A 24,496-nucleotide genomic window follows, 5' to 3' on the forward strand; every position below is an offset into this window, starting at 1 on the left:
CGCACACGGGTGGGCCGAGGAGCGAACTCGGCCCACCCGTTGACCGTCCCGCACCTCGACGGACCGGCGTGGTCGGGAAGCGCGGCGCGGATGCGGCGAGTGGTCCGCTGCCTCTCCGAGACCGAGCCGCCCGTCCCCGCCCGGAAAACACCTCGGCCGGTTGTTGTGCCCCAGTGGTGCGGTGGGCACAACAACCGGCCGAGGTGGCACCGGCGTCGGATCAGTTCATGCGTCACGCCAGCAGGGCGCCGAGGAGCATGCCACCGAGCAGGCCGACGGCGCTGACCACGATGGCGGGCACGGCGAGCCGCTCGTGCCGGACGGTCTTGGCGATGATGGCCAGCACCAGGCCGATCACGCCGAAGACGATCGGCAGGAAGATCAGCGAGATCACGCCCAGCACCATCGCGATGATGCTCAGCACGTTGCCGGTCGACGCGCGCTGCGGTGCACCGTGGGGCTGCTGTCCAGTCGGTTGGTTACCGTGCTGCGTTGTCATCTGCCACTCCTTCGAGTGATCACTCTGAGACCTGATCCCGAATGGACCGGCCCAGCCCAGCGGGTACCCACAAGCTCCATGGAAACACCACGACTTGGAAGCAGAGGCCGGAAGACGTGTCCGGGCCTCGGCGCATCGGGCACGTTCGGCGGACGCCCGCCTCGCGACCGGACGGGGCCATGGTCGCGTCAGGGCGTTGTGGGCTCCTACGAACCTGCCGACGCCACTGGCTCAGCTGACCCACCCTGAGGTGCCAGAGCCCCGTCCAGCACCGCCCGGCCGAGCCCGGTCCGGTGGTGGAGCACGCGTACACCTTGGCGCTGGGAAAGGAGCAGCCCCGCCTCTCGGAGAACGGTGGCGTGCCGGCTGGCCGTCGACGGTGCGAGTCGCAACGCCGCGGCGATGTCCATGGTGGTCATCGGACGGTCCAGCACCCTGAGGAGTTCGGCACGCGAGGCGCCGATGAGCTGGGCCACCGGGGCGTCCCCGCCGTGGTGGCGGCGTTCGAGCCAGCCGGGCGCGGGCGAGAGGGGGTGGACGAGCACCGGGGGCAGTTCCTCATCGACGAGGGCGAGCGGGGCGCGAACGCAGAAGAAGGCCGGGATGAGTGTCAATACCCTTCCACGCAGGGTGAGTTCGCGTTCGATGGGGTAGGGGGCGTGGAGCCTCTGGTCCTGGTAGCGCCACCCGGGCAGTTGGTCGTACCCAGTGAGCAGGCCCTCCGCGCCATGCGTGAGGACGGCTTGGACGCGTACGGTCCGGTCGGCCGCCGCCTGAGCGCGCATCGAGGCGAGGTAGGGCTCGACGGCCACCTGGTGATAGGCGCGCAGAGCGGTGCCGAGGCGGTGCAGCGCCTTCGGGCAGCCGTCGGCGAGCGGGCGCAGGCCGGCCGGTGCGGGGTGTCCGGTGTGGGCGTGCAGACGGGTGAGTTCGGCCCGCAATCGGTGCCGGGGGGTGGACAGCAGCCGGTCGAGCCCGGTTTCGAGATCGGCGTCACCGCGGCCGGGCGTCAGGAAATCGGGGAAGTAGGAGCCGTCCGGGCAGAGTCGCGTCAGGGCGCGAGTCAGGGATACCAGGCCGGATTGACGCAGAGCTGTCCCCACCTCGCGGCGCCAGGCTCCGAACGCGAGGGGTGCCTGGCGGTTCTGCAGGAGGTGCAGACTCAATGCGGTTTCCCAGAGCGGGTCCACGCCGGACGCGACGCGTAAGCGGGCCAGCTCCTGGCTCGTGAATTCCACCCGTAGCACAGCGCACCCCCGGTGGTCGCGGGCGCTTGACGGCGCCCGCCCTGCGGAACTCTACGCGCATCACACAGGTGACGCATGCATGTCAGTAACTTGAGGCGAGCGAACCTTGGGTCCGACCGGAACTCGTGGAGGCCCGACCGGAATTCGCCCCGGGCCGGGCCCCCACGATGCACTGTCACGGTTCAGCAGAGAGGGACCCCGGGCAGTTTCGCGTCCGGGTGGTCGATGTAGATGTTGCTGATGAAGCCGTTCTGGTCGCGCAGCTTGCTCCACCAGTTGTTGCTGTAGCCCTCGGCGTTGACGGTGTCACCCTGCTTCTGGCACAGCACCCGCACAGCCGTCGGACCCGCGAGGGTGGTGACGACGGCGGCGTTGACGCGCGCGTCGGCACGGACGTTCACCCCGCTCCCCCAGGTATTGAAGGGGAAGCCGCTGCCACCGCAGCCGTTGTCACTGGTCAGGTACGCCTGGTTGTAGCTGCCGGGGTAGGAGAGGCCGGCACCGTTGATCACGATGTTCTGGCCCACTCCGTTGAGCAGCTGCTCGTAGTGGATGTGCGCCCCGGAGGAGTTGCCCGTGCTGCCGGTGACGCCGATCTGCTGTCCTTGGGCGACGGACGCACCGCTCGGCACGGAGTACGCGGAGAGGTGGAAGTAGTACGTCGTCCAGCCGCCGCCGTGGTTGATGGCTATGTAGTTGCCGGCACCGCTCGGCTGTGAGTAGCGGGTTGCCGTGCCGGCGGCCGAGGCGAGCACCGGGGTGCCGGCCGTCGTACCACCGTCGGAGCGCACGAAGTCCAGCGCTCGGCGCACCTCGGCCGAGTGGTGGCTGTACGTCCATCGCTGGCCGCAGGGGTAGGGCGCCTTGAAGACGGGCGCGGCCGTCGCACCGGTCTCCCCGGCCTGCGCCGGGGCGACCGACAGTCCGGCCAGGGCCATGAGTGCCGCGACGAACAGAGCCGGAAGACGTCTGAGAAACCTCACGAATGCTCCTAGGTGGGGGAGGCGCCCGGACGGAACCGGGCGGAGGCGCGGTAAGACGTCGGGAACGTAGCGGCGGCCCGTGCCGGTGACAAGCGTGCGGCGGCCTCCTTCGACCAGGAACGAAATGCTTGCGTCGCGCGGCCGCCCCCCACCACCGTTTGCTCACGTGCCACAGCGCCACCAGGCCGCCGCCTCGGTGCGTCCGTGCCCCGAAGGAGCCCCCCATTCATGTTTCCGCTCCGTCCCGCCCGCCGCATGTCGCTGCTCGGCGCCGCCCTCATGTCTGCCGCGCTGATCGCCGCGTACGCCGGCTCCGCGGTCGCCGAACCTCTCGTGCCTCCCTCCGCCGCCGCTCGTAACGGTCCGCAGTCCGCCGGCTCCGCGCACCTCCCGTCCACCGGGCCCGCTGTCACGGGAGCCGGGCCGGCGGCGGCAGTTGGAGCGGAGACCCGAACCGTCGTGGACATCCCCGCTGACGTCACAGCGGGCGTCGCGGTGTTCGACCGGCTCACCGGCCGCTTCACCGAATCACACCAGCCGGACCGCGCATTCCGCTCCGCATCGGTGGTCAAGTCGCTGCTCGCACTGGACCACATGTGGAATCGGGGACCGGCCTACGATCTGCCGCAGGCGGACCGGGACCGGCTCGGGGCGATGCTCAGCAGCAGCGACGACGCCGCCGCGAGTCACTACTGGTCCACGGGTGGCGGCAGTGCAGTGATCTCGCGCATGGTGCCCCGCCTGGGGCTCACCGGTACAGCACCGCCTCCGGCCGGCTACCCCGGCTACTGGGGCTACACGGCGACCACTGCCGCGGACACCGTCCGCGTCTACCGCTATCTCCTCGACCAGGCGCCGATACCCGTGCGGGACCTCGTCCTGGGGGCGTTGCACCGGTCCACACGCTGTGCCGCCGACGGCTTCGATCAAGGCTTCGGGCTGCCTTCCGCGTTCGAGACGCCAGGGGCGGTCAAGCAGGGCTGGTCGGGCTTCACTTCCGGGGGCTGTGTCGCTCCTGAGGCACCAGCCGGCACCGCCTCAGGGAAGGCTCCCAGCCCGACCATGCCCGGCAACGACACCGCGAGGCCCGGATCCCGTAGGACGCCCACCGACGCTGCGGCCCCCTTCGCGCCGCCTTCCGGCGATGCCGCGGCGCCCGCGCTGGATCTGACGTCCGAGGCCCTGCACACCACCGGAACCGTGGGCCCCGACGACCGTACGGTGGTCGCCGTCCTCACCCTGCACCCCGATGGCACCCCGTACGGAACCGCCTACAGCAAGGTCACCGCACTCACCGGTTCCCTGAACGTGCCCGGAGCCGTCCGCCCCTCCGGCACCCGGTTCACCACCTGGGGCAGCGGCGTCCGAGTCCGCGCGGCCGCCACCACTTCCTCCGCCGCCCTCACCACTCTGCCCGCCGGAGTGGACGTCCTCGTCGGCTGCCAGAAGCAGGGCGGACAGGTATCCGTTCCGCCCTACCTCAACGACTGGTGGGCCTATCTGCCCCAGTACGGCGGCTGGATCACCAACATCTACATCAGTACCCCCGGCAACACACTCCCGGGCGTACCCAACTGCCCGTAATTGCCTTCCCCGCCCCCCACCGAGAAGGAGGCGCACAGTGCGCCGCGACCAGAGACCGAACGCCCGCCCCCTACCCGTGGGACGAGGGCCTGCCATCGCCGTCTCCCTGCTGGCCGTGGTGGCTCTGACACTCGCCGCCGGCCCCGCCGCCGCCCGCGTTTCCGCGCCCGCCGACGCCCCGCTCGGGGCCGTCAGCTGGCGGACGGACCTGTCCGCACCCACCGGTGACGAGACCAACGTCCGCCGTGTGGACGGCAGTCTGCGTCTCCGCGATCCCGGCCTTCGGCCCGCCTCCGCCCGTGTCGCCCGCGGACAGGGCACGGTCCTGCTGCCCGCGCGAATACTCGACCGCGCGGTCGACCTGATCACCCCGGACCTCGACGCCACCGTTCCCACCGGCTCCCAGGTCGCCGTCGACGTACGCGGACAGGACGGGCTGGGCCGGTGGACCGAGTGGCGCGAAGCGCGGGACGGCTCCCCCGCGCTGCTGCCCCGGGCCGTCACCCGCGTGCAGACCCGTATCACCCTGGTCTCCGCGCCGGACGGCACCGCGCCGACTGTGCACGCCCTGGCACTGAGCGCAGAACTCGACAGCACTCTGAACGAGGCGGCGGCCGCGGAAGCCGTAACGGCCAGCGTCTACGCAACCCGTGAGGGCCTGGTCGGCGGCACCACGGCGAACGGGCACGTGATCGTCCCCAACGATCACTTCGTGGCGCTCCCCTCCCGGCGTGGCCTCTCACCGAAGGGCAGCGGTCAGTATTCGGTCCGCGTCTGCGGCCCCGCGCGCTGCGAGACCGCCCCGGTCTGGGACGTCGGCCCGTGGAACACGCGCGACGACTACTGGAACCCGTCCTCCGTCCGCGAGTCCTTCAAGAACCTGCCGCAGGGCAAGCCCGAGGCCCAGGCTGCCTACCAGGAGGGCTACAACGGCGGGCTGGACGGGTCCGGTCGCCGGGTGCTCAACCCGGCAGGCATAGATCTCGCCGACGGTACGTTCTACAACGTCGGTCTGAACAACAACGGCTGGGTCACCGTCACCTATCTGTGGACCGGCAGCGGCGCTCCGACCACGTCGTTCCCGACCTGGGGCACCGACGTCAACATTCGTCAGCAGCCCACCAGCGCATCCACCCGGGTCGCACAGCTCCCCGGTCCCACGACGGTGCGTGTGCAGTGCCAGGTACACGGCCAGCTCGTCCAGGCCGACGGCCACAGCAATGACGCCTGGTCCTACCTGCCGGACTACGGCGGCTACGTGTCCAACATCTTCATCGACGTGGCCGACAGCTGGCTTCCCGGCGTTCCGAACTGCTGATCCACCAAGTCCGCCTTTCCCGTTCGTGAGGCAGATCGCCGCGCCCTTCTGTGCGGCGGCACTCCTCGTGGGCCGGCCGCCGGTGGCACCGGCGGCCGGGGTGGCACAGTCGGCGGCTGTCGTCCGCCGATGCCCAGGCCGACGTCATGCTCCGCTCGGGCCGCCTGCCCGGTTCCGGCGCGGTGGTGCGAGTGAAGAGGTCAGGATGACAGCCCTTGTGAGCTTCTACTGCCGGTCGCTCTCGCGGCGTTCGGCGGGAGCGAACGCCGTGTACTGCTCGAAGTCGCTCTGCAGCGACAGATGGACCTGCGTGTGCACGGCCGTCAGCTGGACCGCCCCGGAGATGTGGCGCAGATGGTTCAATGCGCGGGCGCCGCTGACGTTGCTGCCGTAGCCGACGAACCCCGCAGCCTCGTTGCTCCACTCGTTGTAGACGAAGTCGATGGCGTTCTTCAGCGCGGCCGGGATCGAGCGGTTGTACTCGGGCGTGACGAACACGAACCCGTCGAGCGCTTCGATCTTCGCGGCCCAGGCGCGGGTGTGGTCGTGCTCGTAGTCGCCAAGGCGCGGTGAGCGCGGCTCGTCGAACAGCGGCTGGTGATCGTCGGCGATATCGATTGTCTCGTCGTCCCGCGCCCCGGTGGTTTCCTCGATCCATCGCGCGATCTGCGGACCGACGCGGCCGGGGGGGTGTCGAGGTCAATGCCTACCGTGGGCAGATACGTCTCCAGGGCACTCGAGGTACTCGCGGCGGAGAAGAGGGCGTAGCGCTCAGAGTGCGCGGGCCTCTGGGGCGGTCAGCATGTTCTCGATGAGGTCGGCGGCGCGTGGGGTGCCGCCCTCGGCGCGGGCGGTGGCCCGCAACCGCTCTGACCTGTCGCGGCGTTGCGGGTCGGTGACCAGATCGTTCAGTGCCGCGCGAAGGATTTCGGCGGTGGCGTCCGCGGTGTCGACGCGGCGGGCAACCCGAGTTCCACGAGGCGGTCGGCGTTCATGAACTGCTCGGCGCCCTGCGGCACGGCGATCATGGGCTTGTGCGCCGCGGCGGACGCGAGGCGCGCCCCGTCGGCCGCGTTGACGGTGGCGTCGGCCAGGGGCCGGTCCTCGTACTGCGCCGTGCCGCCGGATCATCATCGACGTACTCCTCGGGCACCCGGAGAAGGGTGGTTCCGGGCGCGGCGACGAGTCCGTGCTCGAATTCCACCGACTGACGACCGGACAGCATGGCGGCTATGCGCCCTGGCGGAGAGCCGCCACAGCACCCGCCCTTGGCGGGTGGCGCGTCATGGCAGGTTGGGGTTCCTGCGCAGCGACAAACCCCTAGGTGTTCCTCATCCGAAGCCAACCGAGCTTCGGGCTTTCGGCACGCCAAATTCTTGAACAGTGAGGGAAGTTGGATGCACATTCCTCCCAGTGGACGGCGGCGCTCGGGCGCCGTCGCAGGGGCGGTGGCCGTCGCCATAGCCCTCTCATCGATGAGCCTCCCGGGCGCGGCCTCGGCGGCACCGTCGCGGGATGCCCCGGGCCTGCTGTCCACCCCGACGGCGACCGCGTCGGAGGTCACCCTGATCACCGGGGACAGGGTGGCCGTGACGACCGACGCCGACGGGAAGCAGTCGGTGACCATCCTTTCCGGGACAGGCTCCTCGGAGCGGTTCCAGATCATGAACGGGCCGGACGGCGACCTCTATGTCTACCCCGAGGACTCCCTGGCGGTCGTCGCCTCCGGCAACGTCGACCGTGAACTGTTCAATGTCACGCGGCTGCTCGAGGATGGCTACGGCGACGCGAGAGCCGATGAACTCCCGGCGATCCTCGATTTCCGGGGCACGCCGTCCGCCTCTGCGCTGAAGCAGCGGACCTCGGATCTGCCGGCCAGTACGCGGACACAGGTGATGCCCAAGCTGGGGCTCACGGCGGTCGACATCGAAAAGGAGGGTGCGAAGAGTTTCTGGCGGTCGGTCAGGCCGGAGCCCGGCAGGGCGGACGGCACCGCGACCCCCGGATCAGCCGGGGTCGCCAGGCTCTGGTACGACGGCAAGGCCAAGGTCTCGCTCGACAGGAGTGTGCCGCAGATCGGCGCACCGGAGGCCTGGGCCAAGGGCTTCGACGGCAAGGGTGTGAAGGTCGCCGTGCTGGACACCGGCGCCGACCTGAACCACGCCGACATCAAGTCGAGGGTCGTTGCCAGTCGGAGCTTCGTCTCCGGTGAGGCGGTGCAGGACGGCCATGGCCACGGCACGCACGTCGCATCGACCATCGCCGGCAGCGGCGCCGCCTCGGCGGGCGCGTACAAGGGTGTTGCCCCCGGAGCGGACCTCGTCGTCGGCAAGGTGCTGGCCAACGACGGATCCGGCTCCTTCTCGGGCATCCTGGCCGGAATGGAGTGGGCGGTCGCCCAGGGCGCCGACGTCGTCAGCATGAGCCTCGGAGGCCGTGACACCACACCCGGCGACGACCCCTTGACCAGCGCCGTCAACACGCTCAGCGCCTCCTCGGGCGCGCTGTTCGTCATCGCGGCCGGCAACGACGGCCTCAGTGGTGAGATCACCCTCGGCACTCCGGGCACCGCCGACGCGGCACTCACCGTCGGCGCCGTCGACAAGGCCGATGCCTTGGCGGGCTTCTCCAGCCGAGGCCCGCGCATCGGCGACATGGCGATCAAGCCGGAGATCACCGCTCCGGGTGTCGGCATCGTCGCCGCCCGCGGCGCCGGAACGTCCATGGGTACTCCGGTCGACGCCAACTACACGGCGGCCAACGGCACTTCCATGGCCACCCCGCACGTCTCGGGCGCCGCGGCCATCCTCAAGCAGCGCCACCCCGACTGGTCGGGTCAGCGCATCAAGGACGCCCTGACCGCTCACTCGAAGACGGCTGCCAGCCAGACCGTCTACCAGCAGGGCTACGGACGTGTCGACGTCGCGGCCGCACTCGACCCGCAGCTGGAACTGGCCGGGACCGCCGACTTCGGTCTCGTCGAATGGCAGCCGGGAACCTACGAGAAGGAGACCCGCAAGGTCACGCTTCGCAACGCCGGTGCCGCCACCACCACACTGACGCTGGCCGCATCGGTCAAGGGCAAGGACGGCACCCCCGTCCCGGACGGCACGGTCACCGTCTCCGGCCCTCAGGTGAGCGACGGAAAGGTCACGGTCCCCGCGGCCGGAAGTGCCGAGGTCACCGTCACGCTCGACCCCAACGCCCTGAAGACGGGCCAGTACAGCGGGCACCTCACCGCCACCGCCGACAGCGGACAGTCCGTGCACACTCCGGTCGGCTTCAACATGGACGTCGAACAACACGACCTCACTGTCAGGATCACCGACCGCTTCGGCAACACGCCCAGATTCGTTTCGCTGACCGCCCACGGCATGGACAACAACGGTTGGCATCAGACGACTTTGCAGGGCTCGGACAGTACGACGGCCTCGCTGCCGGTGGGCCGCTACTCGATCGAGGGGGTGATATACACCGCGGACCCTGACGACCCGAAGCGGACGTACGCGGTCGACCTGTTCGCCCTGCCCGACATCGACATCGCCGACGAGGACCAGACCCGGACGGTCACGGGCAGCACCGCGACCGACTTCACCGTCAGGATCACCGGTACGAAGCGGCCGCTGGAGCGCGCCGCCTGGATGACGCAGCTCGCCCGCGACGACGGGGCCGGCGGCCACCGCGGCTTCATCGCCGATGCCGGCCTGCTCAACGGGTCCGACGGGAAGGTCGGTGCCGTCCCCAGCCCCGCGGCCACCACCGGAACACTGAAGATGTTCACCTTCCTCACGCAACGCCAGCCACTGGCCCAGCTCTCGGTCACCGGACCGGAACGTACCGCCGTCCCCATCACGATGCCGGCGTTCGCCCAGCGTTTCGAGGGCACCAGGAAGCTGCGACTGGCCGACGGCGGCACCACCGAGGACATTGCCGCACCCGATGTGAAGGGCAAGGCCGTGCTCATCACCGCGGTCGACCCGGCCGCGGTGAGCGACAAGGTCCGGCGCGTCGCGGCGGCCGGGGCCGAGGCCGTGATCGTGGCGCCCGCCGTCCCGGGGCACCTGGGCATCGGGGAGATCGCCCGGGATCTGGCCGTTCCGGTCGTCAACACCGGCTACGACAGCGGTCGCAGCCTGCGCTCGCTGCTGGCCGAGAGGAAGGTCGACATCGCCCTGAGCGGCGTCCTGGAGTCGGGCTACAGCTACTCGACACCGTTCGCCGCGGACGGCAGGATTCCCACCAGCCTGGCCAGGAGCGCGGACACGGGCGACTTCGCCAGGGTCAGGAACACCTTCCACGCCGACCAGGTACGCCAACTCGGCCAGGAGACGCTGCACGCGTACAACCCGGGCCAGGAGTCGTCGGTTCGTGCCATGCAGCAGGTCAACGCCGGCGGCAGCAGAGACGATTACGTACTGGCGGGCCCTGATCTGTCCTACAGGCCGTCGGTGTACCGCGGCACGAGGTCCCAGGACGGCGTGATGAACCGTCAGAGCGGCACCTACAACTCGCCGGGCAAGACGTACCAGGAGCACTGGTTCGCCGCGCCGATACGCCCGACCGCGGAAGCCCAGGGGCCCTGCAACTTCTGCCGCAGCGATGTCTGGACGCGCGTGGTCGTGCTGGCCAGGGACAGCGACGTCAGGCACAGCGCGACAGGCATGGTCAGTAGCTGGGCCTACTACCGCAACGGGGACCTGATCACCGATACCGGCGAGCTCATGGTCCCCGAGAAGGCCGACTACCGGTTCGTCCAGGAGCTCACGCGAGCCAAGGACTCCCTGGGTGTCACCCCGGGCGGCAAGGTCCGCACCGAGTGGAACTTCGCATCCGCCGAACCGACCACGATGGCAGTCGAGGGGTGCGACGAGTTCTCTCCTGTGCCCACCGTCTGCGAGGCGATGCCGGCGGTGCAGCTCGACCACGACATGCCGCTGAACGCCCTCAACCAGGCGTCGGCCAAGAAGGCGTACTCCTTCACTGTGAACGCCGGCCGCGCCAAGGGCTGGACCGGCTCCACCGCTATGGACGGCGCCAAGGTCTCGGTCTCCTACGACGACGGGGTCACCTGGACGTCGGCCGAGGTGAGGCGGGAGGACAGCAACTCCTTCCGCGTCGGGTTCCGGCACCCCAGGAAGGCGGACACCAACGGCTTCGTGGCCCTCAGGACGGAGGTATGGGACTCCGCGGGCAATCGCACCGTGCAGACCATCACCCGGGCCTACGCCCTGAAGTAGCCAAGGAGGAAGGCAGACGGCCGGCCGGTATCCCACCGTGGATCCCGGTCGGCCACCCGGCGGCGCCCTTCGCCGAGATCAGCCGACTGAAGGCCCACCGTCAGGCCCGGTGCCGTTGAAGGTCACCGACGTCAGTTCGGCGGTGCCCTCGAAGGTCGCCTTGAACGAATCTGGCCTTGCCGTCGACGGTCGCCGACGTGAAGTGCGCGGTGCTCTGGAAGACCGCCTCCTGGAATCCGGCGTGTTTCTCGAAGAGAACCTTTACCGGGGCCCGCCGGGTCGTCCACTCCCGGCAATCCGCACCAGGCAGCACCCCATCCCCGGATAAAGGGAACCTGCTGATACCGCAACCGGGCCACCGGGCACATCCCGCCGACGAAGGGACAGCTCAACGGCCCGTCAGACCGGGCAAAACCCCGTCGCCCCCGAGCCGGCTACCGGCGGCGTCCGAACCAGCCCGCGTTCTTCTTCACATCCCGCGGCGGACATCCTCCAGCGAACGGGCAGTTTCCTCACCGCTCCCGGCGGCTCAGCAGCGCTGGCAGGACCACGGCGTCCACATAGCGGCTGAGGAACTCGGGGTCCGCTTCGGCGCGTTCGACGACCGGTCGGGCGAGGGTCGCCCCGGAGACGAGGTGCGCCAGGAATCCGAGCGCCGGATTCTTCGCCGCCACCTCGCCACGGTCGACGGCGCGGTCGACCACTGCGCGCATCGTCCTCAGCTCGGGCTCGACCCTGCTCTCGTACACGGCGTCCGCCAGTTCAGGATGGGCATGCATCGCACCACCGAGCGCCCGCAGCAGCACGAAAGTCTCGTGGGACGCGGCTTCGCCTGCCCTCCTGACGATCTCGTGCAGATCGCCCGCCAGTGATCCCGTGTCCAGGGAGTCGCTGTCAACCGCCCTTTCCACCGACGCGCTGAACACGGTCGACGGCCACGCGGTGCTTGTCCTCGACCACACCCCCATCCAGCTGCCCGAACCCCTCGCCCGCCTCCTGGCCGATCTCGCCGACCAGGCACCGCCCTCCGGGTGGGCCGCGAACTCACCCCGCCGATGGCTCTTCCCCGGCATCCGGCCCGGCCAGCACCTCTCCTCCAGCGCCCTGTGCCGCCGTCTCACCGCCCACCACATCCCCATCCGCCCGGCCCCGCACCACCGCGCTGATCCAACTCGCAGAGGACCTGCCGCCGGCCGTCCTCGCACCGATGCTCGGCCTCCATGTCATCACCGCCCAGCAGTGGCGCCGCCGCGCCTCCACCGACTGGACCGCCTACCTCGAAGCCCGTCCGACCGCCCCGCCGCGCTGACCACCGGTCGAAGCCGCGTCATACGGCCGGTTTGGGGGGTGCCGATTGCGGCGGCCCCGAGGGAAGCTGCAATTTTTGAGCATGTTCAAATATATTGAGGTGCGGCCGCAGGCCGGACATCCAATCTCTGGGGAGAGGTCTGCGGACATGCGTGGACGGCGGGCGATGGTTCTCGCGGTAACCGGGGTAGTTCTCACAGCGTCTTGCGGGTACGGCGCAGCCATCCACGCGGCGGAGATTCCGCAGGAGCAGCTGGTAGGGACGTGGACCAGCCCAGCAGGGACGTCCCTGACCTTCTCGAAGGAACACACCTTCACTGGAACGGGATTCGACAAGGTCAATGCAATGACTGACTGCGCCCATCCCGAGAAGCTGTCCAATGGCCGCTGGGCCTTCTACGTCAGCCCCAAAGGCGACGGCCTCATCGTCCCCGACGAGAGCGCCACACGTGGCAATGACCTTGAGCTGTCCTTCACCGAGGATCCGACGTGCACGGTGTGGGTCTACCTCTACGGGGACTTCGGAGATACGGAGGACCCCAGCATGTGCCCTACAGAGGACCCGGACGCGGGGTGTCCTCCTGACGGCTACATGAAGCGGAGCGAGGCCGGCACCCGCTCCTGACACCCATCGACACCGTGGCACTCTTGCTCCTGCCGGGCCACAACCGCACCAACAGGCAGGCCGGCCCGAACCCCTCAACCACCGGGACCAGGCAGGGATACCGCACGATTCGAATGGCGCTCCCCGCCAGCTGGTGCCTCCCAGTGGACTGCGGCCCAGCGCGAGGCCTACGCGAACGACCTGGACGCCGACCGCAGTCTCGTGGCCGTCACTGCGAAGACGAACAGGTCGAAGGCCGACGAGGACCCGAGCACGTGGCTGCCGCCGTTGGCCGACGCGCGTTGCACCTACGCCGTGGACTGGGTGGCAACGAAGCTCCGCTGGGGGCTGACCGCCGACCAGCCCGAAGTCGAAGCGCTGGCCACGATCGCCGAGGAGTGCGGTCCACTCACCATTCAATACCAGCCGGTGAGCTGACCTACCCGCGCGGGGCCGCCACGCCCCGATCGCGACGGCCCCGCAAGTCACGCCTGCGACTTGACGTAGTACTGGACGAACTCCGCTTCATCCAGAGACCCGCTCTTGTCGACATCGGCAGCGATGAAGCCGTCGAATGCCTTTCGAATGGCGGCGGCTTCTTCAGCACTGTCGCCGCGGTAGTTATCGAGGGTGTAGTCGATCACCTCCTGAACCGTGAGGCTGCCGTCCCCGTTGGTGTCGATCTTGCGGAACAGCCTTCTCGCTTCAGCAGTTCTCTGCCTCTCGCCCATGCCTGCCTTCCTGGTCAGCAGGGTGCTGACCACCAGGGATCCTTCCCGGGCCGCGGTGGCCGTCGCACGGCGTCCCTCAAACGGGTCGGGCAAATGAACCCATGCAGCGTGTCCCGGGAGGGGCCGATCCCGCGAGTGCCACAGTGATGGCGGTCCGGTTCGTGGCTTCATCCCCCCGTAGCCACGGATCGGACCACCAAGAGTGGTCGCTTTCTACCCGTATGGATAGGCTCACGCCGAATCCCTCCAGTGGCGCTCCCGGCCGGGTGGCCACCGACCGCCCGGCCGTCACTTGTCGGCGTCAGGCTTGGTGCGGGGCTTCGTACCCCAGGCGCCGGCATGTTCCGCGCTCGATGTTCTGAACGGTCCCCAAGGACACCTTCAGCCGAGCAGCGATCTTCCGATACGACACCCCGTCGGCGCGCATCGAGAGGACAGCCTCCCGGCGCAGCTCGCGCAACTTCGGCGCGCGCGCCTCGTGATGGGCCAGCACTTCACTGATCGCCACGGCGCGCTCGACCGGGTCGGCGATCGCTTCGACTTGCCGCGATTACCGGCTGGGGCCGCACCCTCGCCCACGCTGATCAGCGGATCCTCTCCGGCTACCCGCAGCACATCGCGCAGCACGCCGCCCGGCGCGCCATGAGCGCCCTGTCCTCCGAGCTGTCGTCCAGCGCCCGCACCCGTGGCGAGTGGGCGCTCTGCCTCCGCGCCGCGGCGAGGACCGTCTGATGGTCAAGCGCGAGGACCTGCCGACACCGGGAGCACACGTGTCCTCGCGTCCCACCCTCACCAAGGTGCAGCGTCGCCTCGTCGGTGTCGTCGTCGCCCTGGCCATCGGCCTCGCCGGGATCGGGTTCGCCGGGTCCTACACCGCCGTGCGGACTCTTGCCGAGGAGCAAGGGTTCGGCCGGTTCGCCCTGGTGTTCCCCATCGGCCTGGACGCCGGCATCGTCGTGCTGCTCGCCCTCGATCTGCTGCTGGCGTGGATGCGCATCCCGTTCCCGCTGCTGCGCCAGACCGCATGGCTCCTCACCGCGGGAACCATCTGGTTCAACGCGTTCGTGGCGTGGCCGGACCCGGTAGGCACCGGCATGCACGCCGTGATCCCGATCCTGTTCGTCATCGCAGTGGAGGCCGGCCGCCACGCCGTGGGCCGGATTGCCGAGATCACCGCCGACCGGGACATGGACAGCGTCCGCCTCTCCCGGTGGGTCCTCTCGCCCTGACCGACGGGCGCCGGCCGTTGTCGGTCTATGACGAGCTGACCGGCACCCGTCCCTTCACCACCCATCGAGCGACGAAAAAACCGTCTTGAGTGAGCTGACCGACAACCGCGTCCTCACCACGGCCGGCAAGCTCGGCCTGCCCCACCTCACGGAAACCATCAACGAGTTCACCCGCCGGGCGGACGAGGCGAAGATGGGCTATCTCGACTTCCTCGACCTGGTCCTCTCCGAGGAACTGGCCGTCCGCGAGGACCGGCGGTTCCGGCAGGGTCTGCGGCTCTCCCGGCTGCCCCACCACAAGACACTCGATGAGTACGGCTTCTTGTTCCGGCCCGATCTCGACCCGCGCTAGGTCAAGGACCTGGCTACCCTCTCGTTCGTCGAGGCCAAAGCGAACGCTGCCCTCCTGGGCCCGCCCGGGGTGGGCAAGACGCACATCGCTGTCGCTCTGGCGGTCGCGGCCTGCCGGGCCGGCTACTCGGGCTACTTCACCAGCCTCGACGACATGGTCCGCAACCTCAAAGCCGCCGAAGCAGCCGGCCGCCTGGCCAACAAGCTCGGCACGTACCTGCGGCCGGGCGTCCTCGTCGTCGACGAGGTGGGCTACGAGATCCTCGAACGCGGAGAAGCGAACCTGGTCTTCCAGGTCATCTCAAAGCGGCATGAAAAAGGCTCAATGCTGATCGTCCTCGTCTCCGTCGTCGACAGCGTCCCGGGGAACGTGGGCGGTGCCGCGCGCGGCCCCCGGCGCATCCGATGGCGTGCGGGCGGCAGGATGCCCCTGGAGTTCAGGTCCGGCGGCGACAAGCTGCACCTGCACGAAGGGTGGGACGCCATGAAGAAGTGAAGGTTGGTGTTCCGGGGCCGCGCACAGTAGAACTGGTCCCATGTCCGACCAGCAGCCTCCCTCCCACTGGCCCCGGCCGCCCGGTGCGCCCGGCGTGTACGCGCCACCGCAGGCCCGTGAGGTCACCGCCTCCTACCGGCGGTGGGCGGGCGTTCTCACCTGGACCGCCGTCGTCGTCGCCGTCCTCATGGCGGTCGCGCTCGTGGTGAGCATCGTGTTCCTCGTATGGGCGGACCAGGACACGCGGAACGCCGCCTACGGTTACCTCGCGCTCGTTCTCTGGGTCGGGATCGCCGCGGGGGTCCCGGTCCTGATCGGGGTCGCGGTCCCCGCCCGAGGCATGAGGCGTCGGGTGCGGCAGCAGAGCCGGGCGAGGAACGCGCCTTCGTAGACGCCGCCGGGTGTGCAGGCCGGGGCCGGTGCTCCCGGACCTCCCGGTCAGGCGGCGGTTCGCGTGTCCTCGGTTCGGCGCGTGCGGCCCAAGGCGAAGCGCCTGGCCGCGCGGGGCTGGCTTAGACGTCGTTTCTTATGGCTGTCAGAGCGGTGTGAGGGCCTCCTGTCATGAGCTACGACCTGGCCGTTTGGGAAGGTGAGCGACCGGTGGTGTGACATCACTGAGGACGAGGATGAGACCTCGCCGCGGTCGGTCGGGCCGCTGATCGACGGTGCAAGTGGTCCGCTGGTCTACTTCGGGTTGGCCTGGGGCACGGCCGGGGAAGCGTCGTCCTATGCGGCAGACGTGGCGGAGTCCATGGAGCTGATCTGCTTCGACGTGCAGGAGAACCGGCTCAGGCCGTGAGCATCCTCGCCAAACGGCGGTAGCCGATGAGGATTGCGGCTATGCCGACGAACGCGAGGAAGTGTTCGGCCTTGCGTTCGTAGCGGCGGTGCAGCAGCCGACAGCCCGCCAGCCAGGACACGGTTCTCTCGACCACCCAGCGGTGCTGGCCCAGCCGTTGCGAGGACTCGACGCCCTTGCGGGCGATGCGGTGGCGGATGCCGCGCTGACGAAGCCATCGACGCAGGCGGTCGTAGTCGTAGCCTTTGTCGGCGTGCAGTTTCGCCGGCCGTCGGCGCCGGGGCCCGCGGCGGGACCGGATGGGCGGGATGCCGCGCACGAGCGACTCCAGGCCCTGACTGTCGTGCATGTTCGCGCCCGAGATGCCCAGGGACAACGGCAGTCCGTTCCGGTCGCAGATCAGGTGGATCTTCGATCCTAGCTTGCCGGATCGGCCGGATTCGGTCCGGTCAGAGACCCCCTTTTGCAGCCCGCAGACTGACCGAGTCGATTGCGCACCGCGACCAGTCCAGCTCACCCCGTACCCCGAGTTCGTCGAGAGTTACGCGGTGGTGCCGGGCCCAGACGCGGTCCCGGCTCCACTGAGCGAACCGCCGGTAGTCCGTGGGCCGGGCCGAACACCGGCGGCAGCTGCCGCCATGTGCAGCCCGACGTCGCCACGAAGATGATCCCCGCCAGAGCCTCACGGTCACCCGCCCGACGTCGGCCACCACCCTGCGGACGTATCACCACCGTCGGAGGCACCACCCGCCTGAACAACACCCACAAGTCGTCCGGCACCAACCGCTCCACGAGATCCGTCATGCACGGCTCAACGAACGATCAGGCCATAAGAAGCGACGTCTTAGATCGCAGGGATCCGGAAGACGCTGGCACGGATGCGCTGGTTCCTGACACACGAAGCGGCCCTCTCCCGGTCGGGTGGGGGCCGCTGTGTTGTGCGGGTCGGGCGGTCATGCCTGCGTCACCGGTTCGTAGTGAGCGGCTCGAACTCGTCGGAGCCATGCCTCGGCCGGCGCCTCGTCCGGCTTGTCGGGCAGCACGCTGGTCGTGGCATCGAAGAGGGCTTCGTACCGCTGGAGCATCGGGAGGGCCACCATGGAGTCGGCTGCTACCTGCTCCCCGAACTCGTGGTACTCGTCGGGGTTGTCGACACGGATCTGCAGGTGGCCGGTGGAGTACAGCTGGAATCCTTGATGGCATAGCCGGCGCAGGTGGCGGGCGTGCTTCTCGGTGCGCTTCCTCGTGTCGGCGGAGAACGATCCGTCCCCGCGGTCGTAGAGCCGTTTGAACTGTTGGGTGGCGTAGCCGAGGTAGGCGTCACGGACCCGTTTCGCGGAGAGCAGCGTGGACCGGATGTCTATGAGTTCGTCGCCAAGCGGCGTCCTGAATTCGTATAGGTCGTCGGGTAGCCAGACGAGTTCCAGGACGGTGGGGTTTCCGCCGAGGGCGAGCCGGCACCACTTAGCGGCTTCATGGAGTGTCTGGTCGGGGTGGTTGGTGACGTGGGATTCCGTGGGCCGGTGCAGACCGTGGAAGTCAGCGGTGTTGGCGGCGAACAGGCCGAGCCGGTCGATGTCGGAGCCGGGGCGGGCTAGGCCGTAGGCGGTCGAGCCGACGATCCCTGAGAGCAGGACGTTCACGGATGATCCTTTGTTGGTTCGGCTGGCCGGTGCCACTTGCAGGTGCAGGCGGGGTCCCCATGGCAGCAGAGGCACGGCTTGTGGTCGAGCCGATATTCGACCGAGGGCAGCTGTGAAGTGTCGGCACGTCGAGCTCGTAGGCACTCAGGGCGTACTTTCCTTCTCCCGGTGGCACGGGCAGGTGCACGTCACCCCGGTGAACTTGTGGTTCAGCCGGCACCGATCGTGCAGCCGGTCCCGGATCACCGGGAGGTCGGCGCGCTGAAGGTCGCGAACCATCGCCCCGCTGACGAGCCGCCCTGTTTCGCATGCCGGGTGGACAAGTAGGTGCGGCGGCTGAGGAGGGCAACGACGTCGTCGGCGAGCTGCTATTTGGTGGAGCCGGGCGGGTTCGTCATGAGGCTTCCTTCTTCTTCTGCGGGTTGGGGATGAGTCCCCTTTTCCGGGCGACGCGGACGGCTTCCTGTCTGCGTTCATCGCGGGGCAGGTACATGACGTCGAGGCGACCGGTAGGCGTCGGACAGTCGGGCAGCTACAGAGGTCGGGCGGTGTTGAGGCGGCGGGCGACGGGCTCACCACCGCTCGCGCGGAGAGCACTTGACGCCGTTACTTCGGTGACCGTGACCACCATGCCCGCACAGCCGATCGTGTCCTCTCCGCGCGAGCGGAGGTGGGCCGGGCAGGTCGGGAACACGACTGCGCCCCGAACCAGGGCCGGTCCGGGGCGCAGAGTGCAAAGGTCAGGCCGTCAGGATCATCGGGCGCCTTGAGATAACGTTACGCCGCCGCCCCTGCGACCCCTTGCGCCTCGTCTGCCTTCCTGCGGCACGACCAGTGCTCCGGTAGCCCTTCGGGTCCCGGCATGCTTGCGGGCATCCCGCAGTTGAAGCGGCACAGCGGGATCGGACGTCCCGACGCGTCGAGCGCAACCTCGTCGGCCGCCGCTTCCTGGAAGGCGCGGGTCTCGAGAACCATCGTGCGGCTTCCGTGCCTCTCCTTCGGTTCAGCCCGCACATCTGAAGCCGGGCGAGGCGCTGCTCCTCTTGGTGGATCCAGCGTCTGGTCTGTTCGAGGCGCTGGAGCTGGACGTGCTCAAGGAAGTGGAGCAGGGGCCAGCCGCGGTATTTCTTCGGACACGCGTTCGAGCCTACGGGTGGACCCCGCACAGCGCGACGCCGCTTCCGCAGGCGACCGCGATGCCCGTCCCTGCTGGTGCGATCCGAGCAGGAGCGGTGTAGAGAGGAATCATGCCGCAGCGCCAGGAAGGACTTCGCCGGCCGGTGCGAGCGGGTCGAGCGCTGGTCGCCATCCCAATCGCATGGATCGTCGCGGTGTCCGTGATCGACGTTCTCGCGCCGCCCGACATTCATCTGGGTCCGCTGCTCGTCGCCGCCCCGGCTATCACGCCGTCGTTCGGCGGGCCTCGGACGGTGGGGCTGGTCGCTGCACTGGCGGTGATCGCGCAGACGACCATTGGCGTGCTGCGCGATCCCGACGAGTTGCTCTCCGCCAACCACGAGGCACAGATCATCGCCCTGCTCCTGGTCGGCGCGAGCCTCGTGATCTTCTGTGTACTACGGGAGCGTCGCGCAAAGGAGCTGGCGCAAGTTCGGTACGTGTCCGAGGCCGCCCAGCGCGTGGTCCTTCCGCCGCTGCCCAAACAGCTCGGACCGCTGCCCGTTGCCTCCCTCTACCTTGCCGCAGAGGCCGAGGCCCAGATCGGTGGGGATCTGTACGCGGCGGCGCGCACCACATCCGGCACACGGTTGATCGTCGGCGATGTGCGAGGCAAAGGGATGACCGCGGTCAATGACGCCGCCTTGCTGCTCGCGGCATTCCGCGTCGCGGCCCATCGCCAGGCGAGCCTGGGCGAACTGGTGGCCTACCTCGATCGAAGCGTGTGCTGGGACCTGATGGAGCCGGGCGAGACGGCCCGCTACGGAGAAACGTTCATCACCGCCACCATCCTGGACATCCCAGACCTGGACGGCCAGGTCCAGATGGTCACCTGCGGACACCCGCCACCCCTCGTCCTGCGCAACGGCCGGCCGACGACGATGGACGCCCTTCACCCCGCACCTCCGCTCGGCCTGGGCGAACTGGTGCATCCGCAATACCACGTCGAAAGCTTCCAGTTCGAGCCCGGAGACCTCCTGCTTCTTTACACGGACGGCGTCACCGAGGCCCGCGACTCCACCGGCACCTTCTACCCGCTCGCCGAGCGCATCACCGGCTGGACCGAGAACGACCCCGACGCCTTCCTGGGCCGCTTCCGGCGCGACCTGCTGCAGTACGTCGGCGGACACCTGAACGACGACGCCGCCATGATCGTCATCAAACGCCCCGCCACACCCGCGACCTGACCCCCTCCCCCTTGATCGGTGGCCGGCTGCACCGGACTACGCGGCGGCCGGCGGCTTCACGCGTGGGCGTTCCCTACCCGACCCGGTGTAGCCCCGTTCGATGTCCTGCTTGGTCGCCAACGAGACCTTCAATGCGGCAGCGATCTTCCGATGCGAGACCGGTGGTCCCTGCGCGCGCATGTCGAGGACCACCTCACGGCGCAGCTCCCGCCATCGCTTGCCCCGCTCCGCCTGGTCAAGGGCGGACCGTCCCCGGACGACCCCGCTCTGACCGAGTAACTGTCGCTGCCGGGCACGGTCCTGTGGATCGCCCTGTCCGTCGCACTCTTCGTGATCCTTGCGCCCGGCAGGGTCGTCGCGGCGCCGGGCCGGGTGACCGTCCGGAGCCCGTGGAGCCGGAGGACGGTACGCACCGACCGACTCGCCGCCCTCCGCTGGCCGTACGGGATCGAACAGCGTCTCGTGCTGACCGACGTTGGCGGTGGCCGGGCCGAGATCGGCGTACGAGTCCTCCTCGCCAATCCACCCCTCTGGCTGCTTCTGGAAGCCGACGCACGGACCTCCCGCAGGAACGGCATGCTCACGAAAGGTGTACAGGACCTCGACCGGCTCGCCCGCCGCGTCGAACGGGACACGGCTCACTCGGTCTTCACGATCTGGGGACTGCACTGATCCCGTCGTCGTCCAGCGCGGAGGCCGCCTGAGCCGCCAGGTCGGCGGCGACCAACCGCGCTTCCAGTGGCGGCGGTGCGGAGCCGGATTCGGGTGTCAGCAGAAAGCGGCCCTGGTACCGCCCGCGGACGATGGCCCGCAGTTCGATCTCGCCGTCCGGCCAGCCCTGTCGCTCCAGATCCCAGATCCAGCCGGCCACCTTCACCGTCCCGTCCGGGTCCAGCCGCGGCGGATGCCCGACGAGCATGCCGTACTCGAAACGGCACGCCCTCAGTTCCAGCACCTCGATGAGTTCGAGCCGCACCCGTTGGACGACGTCGTCGGAGGACGTACTGAAGCGGGCCAGACGGGTCGTGCCGTGCAGCCGCTCCAGATGCATGACGTCCGTGACCGCCACCCGCTTCAGCGTCCGGGCACGCGCGGCCAACTGCGACACGATCAGGCCCACGACCAGGAGCAGGACAGCGGTCTCAATATCGGCCCGGTCCTGGATGTGGAAACTCTGGTACGGCTCGGTGTGGAAGAAGTCGAACCACGCGGCGGCCGACAGGGCAGCGAGTGCGCCGGCAAACCGGTTACCGAACGCCGACACGGCCACGACAACGGCCACGAGCAACAGCGCGAGATTGGTGGGCGTGACGGACGTCCGCAGCGGCACCAGCACAAGAGCCGCGGCAAACGGTGCCAGGGCTCCAGCGGCGACGACGGCCGTGCCCCGAAGCGGAAGCCTCATGGTCCACCTCGCAGGATCCAGCCCCCCGCAATCCCCTCCGACACGTCCAGCCTCCGCCCGGTGCGGTGTGGATGGCACCGGGCGGAGGGGTCTTTGACGGATCCCTGACGGTCAGCAGCGGAGGCGGAGCCGGCACACGACGGCGTCCAGGTCCCTGCGGGCGGGCTCAGGTCCGCTCAGAGTGTGCCCCGGTCAGGGGGTCCGCGCGGTTCCGGGTGCCCGCCGGCGCTCCCTTAACCCCTTCTTGACCCAGCCTTGCAGGAACCCGCCTGTCACCGCGCGCCCGTTGGTGCCCCTGGGGCTAGGGTCATGCCATGAGCCGGAACAGCGGTCGGATACCCGCCGACAGGCGCATGCGACGCATATCGCTGTCACTCGCTGCCGTGGCTCTGCCCGTCACCGTGTCCTCGGATCCGTCAACGGCACCATGTGGCCGCTCGGCGTAGGAGTCTGGCTCCTTGTCGCAGCCATCCTGATCGAGCTCGTCCACCGTCCCTGACCTCGCCGTCGCCGCCCCTGAACCGGGCACAAGCGCTCGGCTGCCTCGGACACACAGTGTCGGCTCCCGGTCGCCCGGAACGTCGACATCCCGGTCGGCGGGCGATCCGATAAGCCCGACCGGCGCATCTTGACGCTCTCCTGACGCGCCCACCCCGACCGGTCGTTGAGGTGTTGCTTACGCTGGCCCGGCCATCCGCACGATGGACGCCCCCCATCCAGCAGCAGCTCAGGAGCACCCCCATGGCATCCACGAAGGACGCGCGCACCGGACGATTGCGCACGTGGATGCTGGAGGGCCTCTCCGACATGGGGAAGGGCAAGCCCTCCCGGCCCGTGGAGTCCGCCCCAGGGGCCGGACATCGGGGGCAGCGCTGGTGGCGGGTCATGTGCCTGACCGGCGTCGACTACTTCTCCACCCTCGGCTACCAGCCCGGCATCGCCGCCCTGGCAGCCGGGCTCCTCTCACCCATCGCGACGATCGTCCTCGTGATCGTCACCCTGGCCGGCGCACTTCCCGTGTACCGGCGAGTGGCCGAGGAGAGCCCGCACGGCGAGGGCTCGATCGCGATGCTGTCGCGGCTGCTGTCGTTCTGGAAGGGCAAGCTCTTCGTACTCACCCTCCTCGGCTTCGCCGCCACCGACTTCCTCATCACCATCACGCTGTCGGCAGCCGACGCCTCCACCCACCTCATCGAGAACCCGCACCTGGAGGAAGCCCTCCACAACAAGCAGGTGCTCATCACCCTCGTACTGATCGCGCTGCTCGGCGCGGTGTTCCTCAAGGGCTTCCTGGAGGCCATCGGCGTCGCCGTCGCCCTCGTCGGGATCTACCTCACGCTGAACGCGGTCGTCGTGGTCAACGGCCTGTGGCACGTGATCACCGAGGGCCACGTCATCACCGACTGGAGCACGGCCCTGACCGCCGAACGCGGCAACGTCTTCGCCATGATCGGTGTCGCCCTGCTCGTCTTCCCCAAACTCGCACTCGGCCTCTCCGGATTCGAGACCGGCGTCGCCGTCATGCCGCACGTCAAGGGCGACCCCGGTGACACCGAGGAGAAGCCCACCGGCCGCATCCGGGACACCAAGAAGCTCCTGACGACCGCCGCGCTGATCATGAGCGTCTTCCTGATCACCACCAGTTTCATCACCACCGTCCTCATCCCCCACGAAGAGTTCGAGTCCGGCGGCGACGCCAACGGCCGCGCACTCGCCTACCTCGCGCACGAGTACCTCGGCAACACGTTCGGTACCGTCTATGACGTCTCGACCATCGCGATCCTTTGGTTCGCCGGGGCTTCGGCCATGGCCGGACTGCTCAACCTGATGCCCCGCTACCTTCCCCGCTACGGCATGGCCCCGCACTGGGCCCGCGCCGTACGGCCCATGGTCATCGTCTTCACGCTGATCGCGTTCCTGGTTACCTGGATCTTCGACGCCGACGTCGACGCCCAGGGCGGCGCGTACGCCACCGGCGTCCTGGTGCTGATCTCCTCCGCCGCCATCGCGGTGACGATCGCAGCCCGCAAGGCCGGCCAGCGCGGCTGGACAATCGGCTTCGCCGTCATCTCGGCCGTCTTCCTCTACACCACAGTCCTCAACGTCATCGAACGCCCCGACGGGGTGAAGATCGGTGCCTGCTTCATCGTCGGCATCATGCTCATCTCCCTGCTCTCCCGCCTCGGCCGTGCCTTCGAACTGCGCGTCACCCACGTCGAGCTGGACCAGACGGCCGAACGGTTCGTCCGCGACATCTCGAACCGCACGGCCCGGTTCATCGCCAACGAACCGGACCACCGGGACATCACCGAGTACCGCGACAAGATCGAACAGATCCGCGCCGACAACGACCTCCCCACCACCGAGGACTTCGTCTTCGTCGAGGTCACGGTCACCGACCCCTCCGAGTTCGAGGCCGCTCTGACCGTACGCGGCGAGGTCCTGCACGACCGCTACCGCGTCCTGACGGTCGAGAGCTCCTCCATCCCCAACGCGCTGGCCGCCCTCCTCCTCCACTCCCGCGACCTCACCGGAATCCGCCCCCACATCTACTTCGAGTGGACCGAGGGCAACCCCTTCGCCAACTTCCTCCGCTTCTTCCTCCTCGGCCAGGGCGAAGTCGCCCCCGTCACCCGCGAAGTCCTGCGCGAGGCGGAACCGGACCGCACCCGCCGCCCCCGCGTCCACGTCGGTTGAGA

General features: G+C 69.0%; 17 protein-coding genes and 6 pseudogenes. 12 read left to right on the plus strand and 11 right to left on the minus strand.

Features of this window, described 5'->3' with window-relative positions; translation table 11 throughout:
* Positions 1 to 232: 232 nt before the first annotated feature.
* The 3 genes from ACFQ6X_RS16335 to ACFQ6X_RS16345 form a co-directional block, all read right to left on the minus strand.
* Positions 233 to 499 (minus strand): hypothetical protein, encoded by a 267-nt coding sequence (locus ACFQ6X_RS16335; RefSeq protein WP_383181942.1) that lies wholly within the window; start codon positions 497 to 499, stop codon positions 233 to 235.
* 206 nt (positions 500 to 705) lie between these two features.
* A complete protein-coding gene (locus tag ACFQ6X_RS16340) occupies positions 706 to 1,737 on the minus strand; it encodes an ArsR/SmtB family transcription factor (RefSeq protein ID WP_383181944.1) in 1,032 nt (343 codons plus the stop codon).
* Between the two features lie 191 nt (positions 1,738 to 1,928).
* Positions 1,929 to 2,729, minus strand: a complete 801-nt coding sequence (locus ACFQ6X_RS16345) for a peptidoglycan DD-metalloendopeptidase family protein (RefSeq protein ID WP_383181946.1) — start codon at positions 2,727 to 2,729, stop codon at positions 1,929 to 1,931.
* 228 nt (positions 2,730 to 2,957) lie between these two features.
* Between ACFQ6X_RS16345 and ACFQ6X_RS16350 the strand changes: the two genes are divergently transcribed.
* Both ACFQ6X_RS16350 and ACFQ6X_RS16355 read left to right on the plus strand, forming a co-directional pair.
* Complete coding sequence (locus ACFQ6X_RS16350; RefSeq protein WP_383181947.1) at positions 2,958 to 4,313, plus strand: hypothetical protein; 1,356 nt, start codon at positions 2,958 to 2,960, stop codon at positions 4,311 to 4,313.
* 76 nt (positions 4,314 to 4,389) lie between these two features.
* A complete protein-coding gene (locus ACFQ6X_RS16355) occupies positions 4,390 to 5,631 on the plus strand; it encodes a hypothetical protein (protein ID WP_383181949.1) in 1,242 nt (413 codons plus the stop codon).
* A gap of 225 nt (positions 5,632 to 5,856) precedes the next feature.
* Here the strand turns inward: ACFQ6X_RS16355 and ACFQ6X_RS16360 are convergent.
* Both ACFQ6X_RS16360 and ACFQ6X_RS16365 read right to left on the minus strand, forming a co-directional pair.
* A pseudogene (locus ACFQ6X_RS16360) lies at positions 5,857 to 6,306 on the minus strand (NADPH-dependent FMN reductase); the annotation flags it as partial.
* 96 nt (positions 6,307 to 6,402) lie between these two features.
* Positions 6,403 to 6,722, minus strand: a pseudogene (locus ACFQ6X_RS16365) (nucleotide disphospho-sugar-binding domain-containing protein); the annotation flags it as partial.
* A 306-nt stretch (positions 6,723 to 7,028) separates the two neighbouring features.
* Between ACFQ6X_RS16365 and ACFQ6X_RS16370 the strand changes: the two are divergent.
* Positions 7,029 to 10,868, plus strand: coding sequence for a S8 family serine peptidase (locus tag ACFQ6X_RS16370; protein WP_383181951.1), 3,840 nt, complete (start codon positions 7,029 to 7,031; stop codon positions 10,866 to 10,868).
* 512 nt (positions 10,869 to 11,380) lie between these two features.
* Here the strand turns inward: ACFQ6X_RS16370 and ACFQ6X_RS16375 are convergent.
* The gene (locus tag ACFQ6X_RS16375) at positions 11,381 to 11,779 is read right to left on the minus strand and encodes a TetR-like C-terminal domain-containing protein (protein ID WP_383181953.1); all 399 of its coding nucleotides are present in this window, start codon (positions 11,777 to 11,779) and stop codon (positions 11,381 to 11,383) included.
* A gap of 479 nt (positions 11,780 to 12,258) precedes the next feature.
* Between ACFQ6X_RS16375 and ACFQ6X_RS16380 the strand changes: the two genes are divergently transcribed.
* Complete coding sequence (locus ACFQ6X_RS16380; protein WP_383181955.1) at positions 12,259 to 12,801, plus strand: hypothetical protein; 543 nt, start codon at positions 12,259 to 12,261, stop codon at positions 12,799 to 12,801.
* A gap of 129 nt (positions 12,802 to 12,930) precedes the next feature.
* Positions 12,931 to 13,218: pseudogene (locus tag ACFQ6X_RS16385) on the plus strand (HNH endonuclease); the annotation flags it as partial.
* A 47-nt stretch (positions 13,219 to 13,265) separates the two neighbouring features.
* Here the strand turns inward: ACFQ6X_RS16385 and ACFQ6X_RS16390 are convergent.
* A complete protein-coding gene (locus ACFQ6X_RS16390) occupies positions 13,266 to 13,544 on the minus strand; it encodes an EF-hand domain-containing protein (RefSeq protein WP_383181957.1) in 279 nt (92 codons plus the stop codon).
* Between the two features lie 268 nt (positions 13,545 to 13,812).
* Positions 13,813 to 14,019 (minus strand): sigma factor-like helix-turn-helix DNA-binding protein, encoded by a 207-nt coding sequence (locus ACFQ6X_RS16395; protein ID WP_383181959.1) that lies wholly within the window; start codon positions 14,017 to 14,019, stop codon positions 13,813 to 13,815.
* 289 nt (positions 14,020 to 14,308) lie between these two features.
* Between ACFQ6X_RS16395 and ACFQ6X_RS16400 the strand changes: the two are divergent.
* The 4 genes and pseudogenes from ACFQ6X_RS16400 to ACFQ6X_RS16415 form a co-directional block, all read left to right on the plus strand.
* Positions 14,309 to 14,737, plus strand: a pseudogene (locus ACFQ6X_RS16400) (DUF2637 domain-containing protein); the annotation flags it as partial.
* 88 nt (positions 14,738 to 14,825) lie between these two features.
* Positions 14,826 to 15,425: pseudogene (locus tag ACFQ6X_RS16405) on the plus strand (ATP-binding protein); the annotation flags it as partial.
* Positions 15,426 to 15,627: 202 nt separating this feature from the next.
* Positions 15,628 to 15,978, plus strand: a complete 351-nt coding sequence (locus tag ACFQ6X_RS16410; RefSeq protein ID WP_383181961.1) for a hypothetical protein — start codon at positions 15,628 to 15,630, stop codon at positions 15,976 to 15,978.
* A 198-nt stretch (positions 15,979 to 16,176) separates the two neighbouring features.
* The gene (locus ACFQ6X_RS16415) at positions 16,177 to 16,386 is read left to right on the plus strand and encodes a hypothetical protein (RefSeq protein WP_383181963.1); all 210 of its coding nucleotides are present in this window, start codon (positions 16,177 to 16,179) and stop codon (positions 16,384 to 16,386) included.
* Here ACFQ6X_RS16415 and ACFQ6X_RS16420 read toward each other — a convergent pair.
* Positions 16,376 to 17,178 (minus strand): annotated as a pseudogene (locus tag ACFQ6X_RS16420) (IS5 family transposase). The gene ACFQ6X_RS16415 and the pseudogene ACFQ6X_RS16420 sit on opposite strands and share 11 nt — an antisense overlap.
* A gap of 161 nt (positions 17,179 to 17,339) precedes the next feature.
* Entirely contained in the window at positions 17,340 to 18,071 is a 732-nt protein-coding gene (locus ACFQ6X_RS16425; RefSeq protein ID WP_383182091.1) for a DNA polymerase beta superfamily protein, read from the minus strand.
* A 1,205-nt stretch (positions 18,072 to 19,276) separates the two neighbouring features.
* Between ACFQ6X_RS16425 and ACFQ6X_RS16430 the strand changes: the two genes are divergently transcribed.
* Both ACFQ6X_RS16430 and ACFQ6X_RS16435 read left to right on the plus strand, forming a co-directional pair.
* Positions 19,277 to 20,392, plus strand: coding sequence for a PP2C family protein-serine/threonine phosphatase (locus tag ACFQ6X_RS16430; protein ID WP_383181965.1), 1,116 nt, complete (start codon positions 19,277 to 19,279; stop codon positions 20,390 to 20,392).
* A 330-nt stretch (positions 20,393 to 20,722) separates the two neighbouring features.
* Positions 20,723 to 21,064: a hypothetical protein gene (locus ACFQ6X_RS16435; RefSeq protein ID WP_383181967.1), complete on the plus strand. Its 342-nt coding sequence runs from the start codon at positions 20,723 to 20,725 to the stop codon at positions 21,062 to 21,064.
* On the opposite strand, the gene ACFQ6X_RS16440 is transcribed toward ACFQ6X_RS16435, so the two are convergent.
* Positions 21,042 to 21,797: a DUF4118 domain-containing protein gene (locus ACFQ6X_RS16440; RefSeq protein ID WP_383181969.1), complete on the minus strand. Its 756-nt coding sequence runs from the start codon at positions 21,795 to 21,797 to the stop codon at positions 21,042 to 21,044. The genes ACFQ6X_RS16435 and ACFQ6X_RS16440 overlap by 23 nt on opposite strands.
* Positions 21,798 to 22,538: 741 nt before the next feature.
* On the opposite strand from ACFQ6X_RS16440, the gene ACFQ6X_RS16445 reads away from it, so the two are divergent.
* The gene (locus ACFQ6X_RS16445) at positions 22,539 to 24,494 is read left to right on the plus strand and encodes an amino acid transporter (RefSeq protein WP_383181971.1); all 1,956 of its coding nucleotides are present in this window, start codon (positions 22,539 to 22,541) and stop codon (positions 24,492 to 24,494) included.
* Positions 24,495 to 24,496: the final 2 nt, after the last annotated feature.

This window comes from Streptomyces sp. NPDC056452 (assembly GCF_042796085.1).
In the GTDB taxonomy this organism is placed as follows: Bacteria; Actinomycetota; Actinomycetes; order Streptomycetales; family Streptomycetaceae; genus Streptomyces.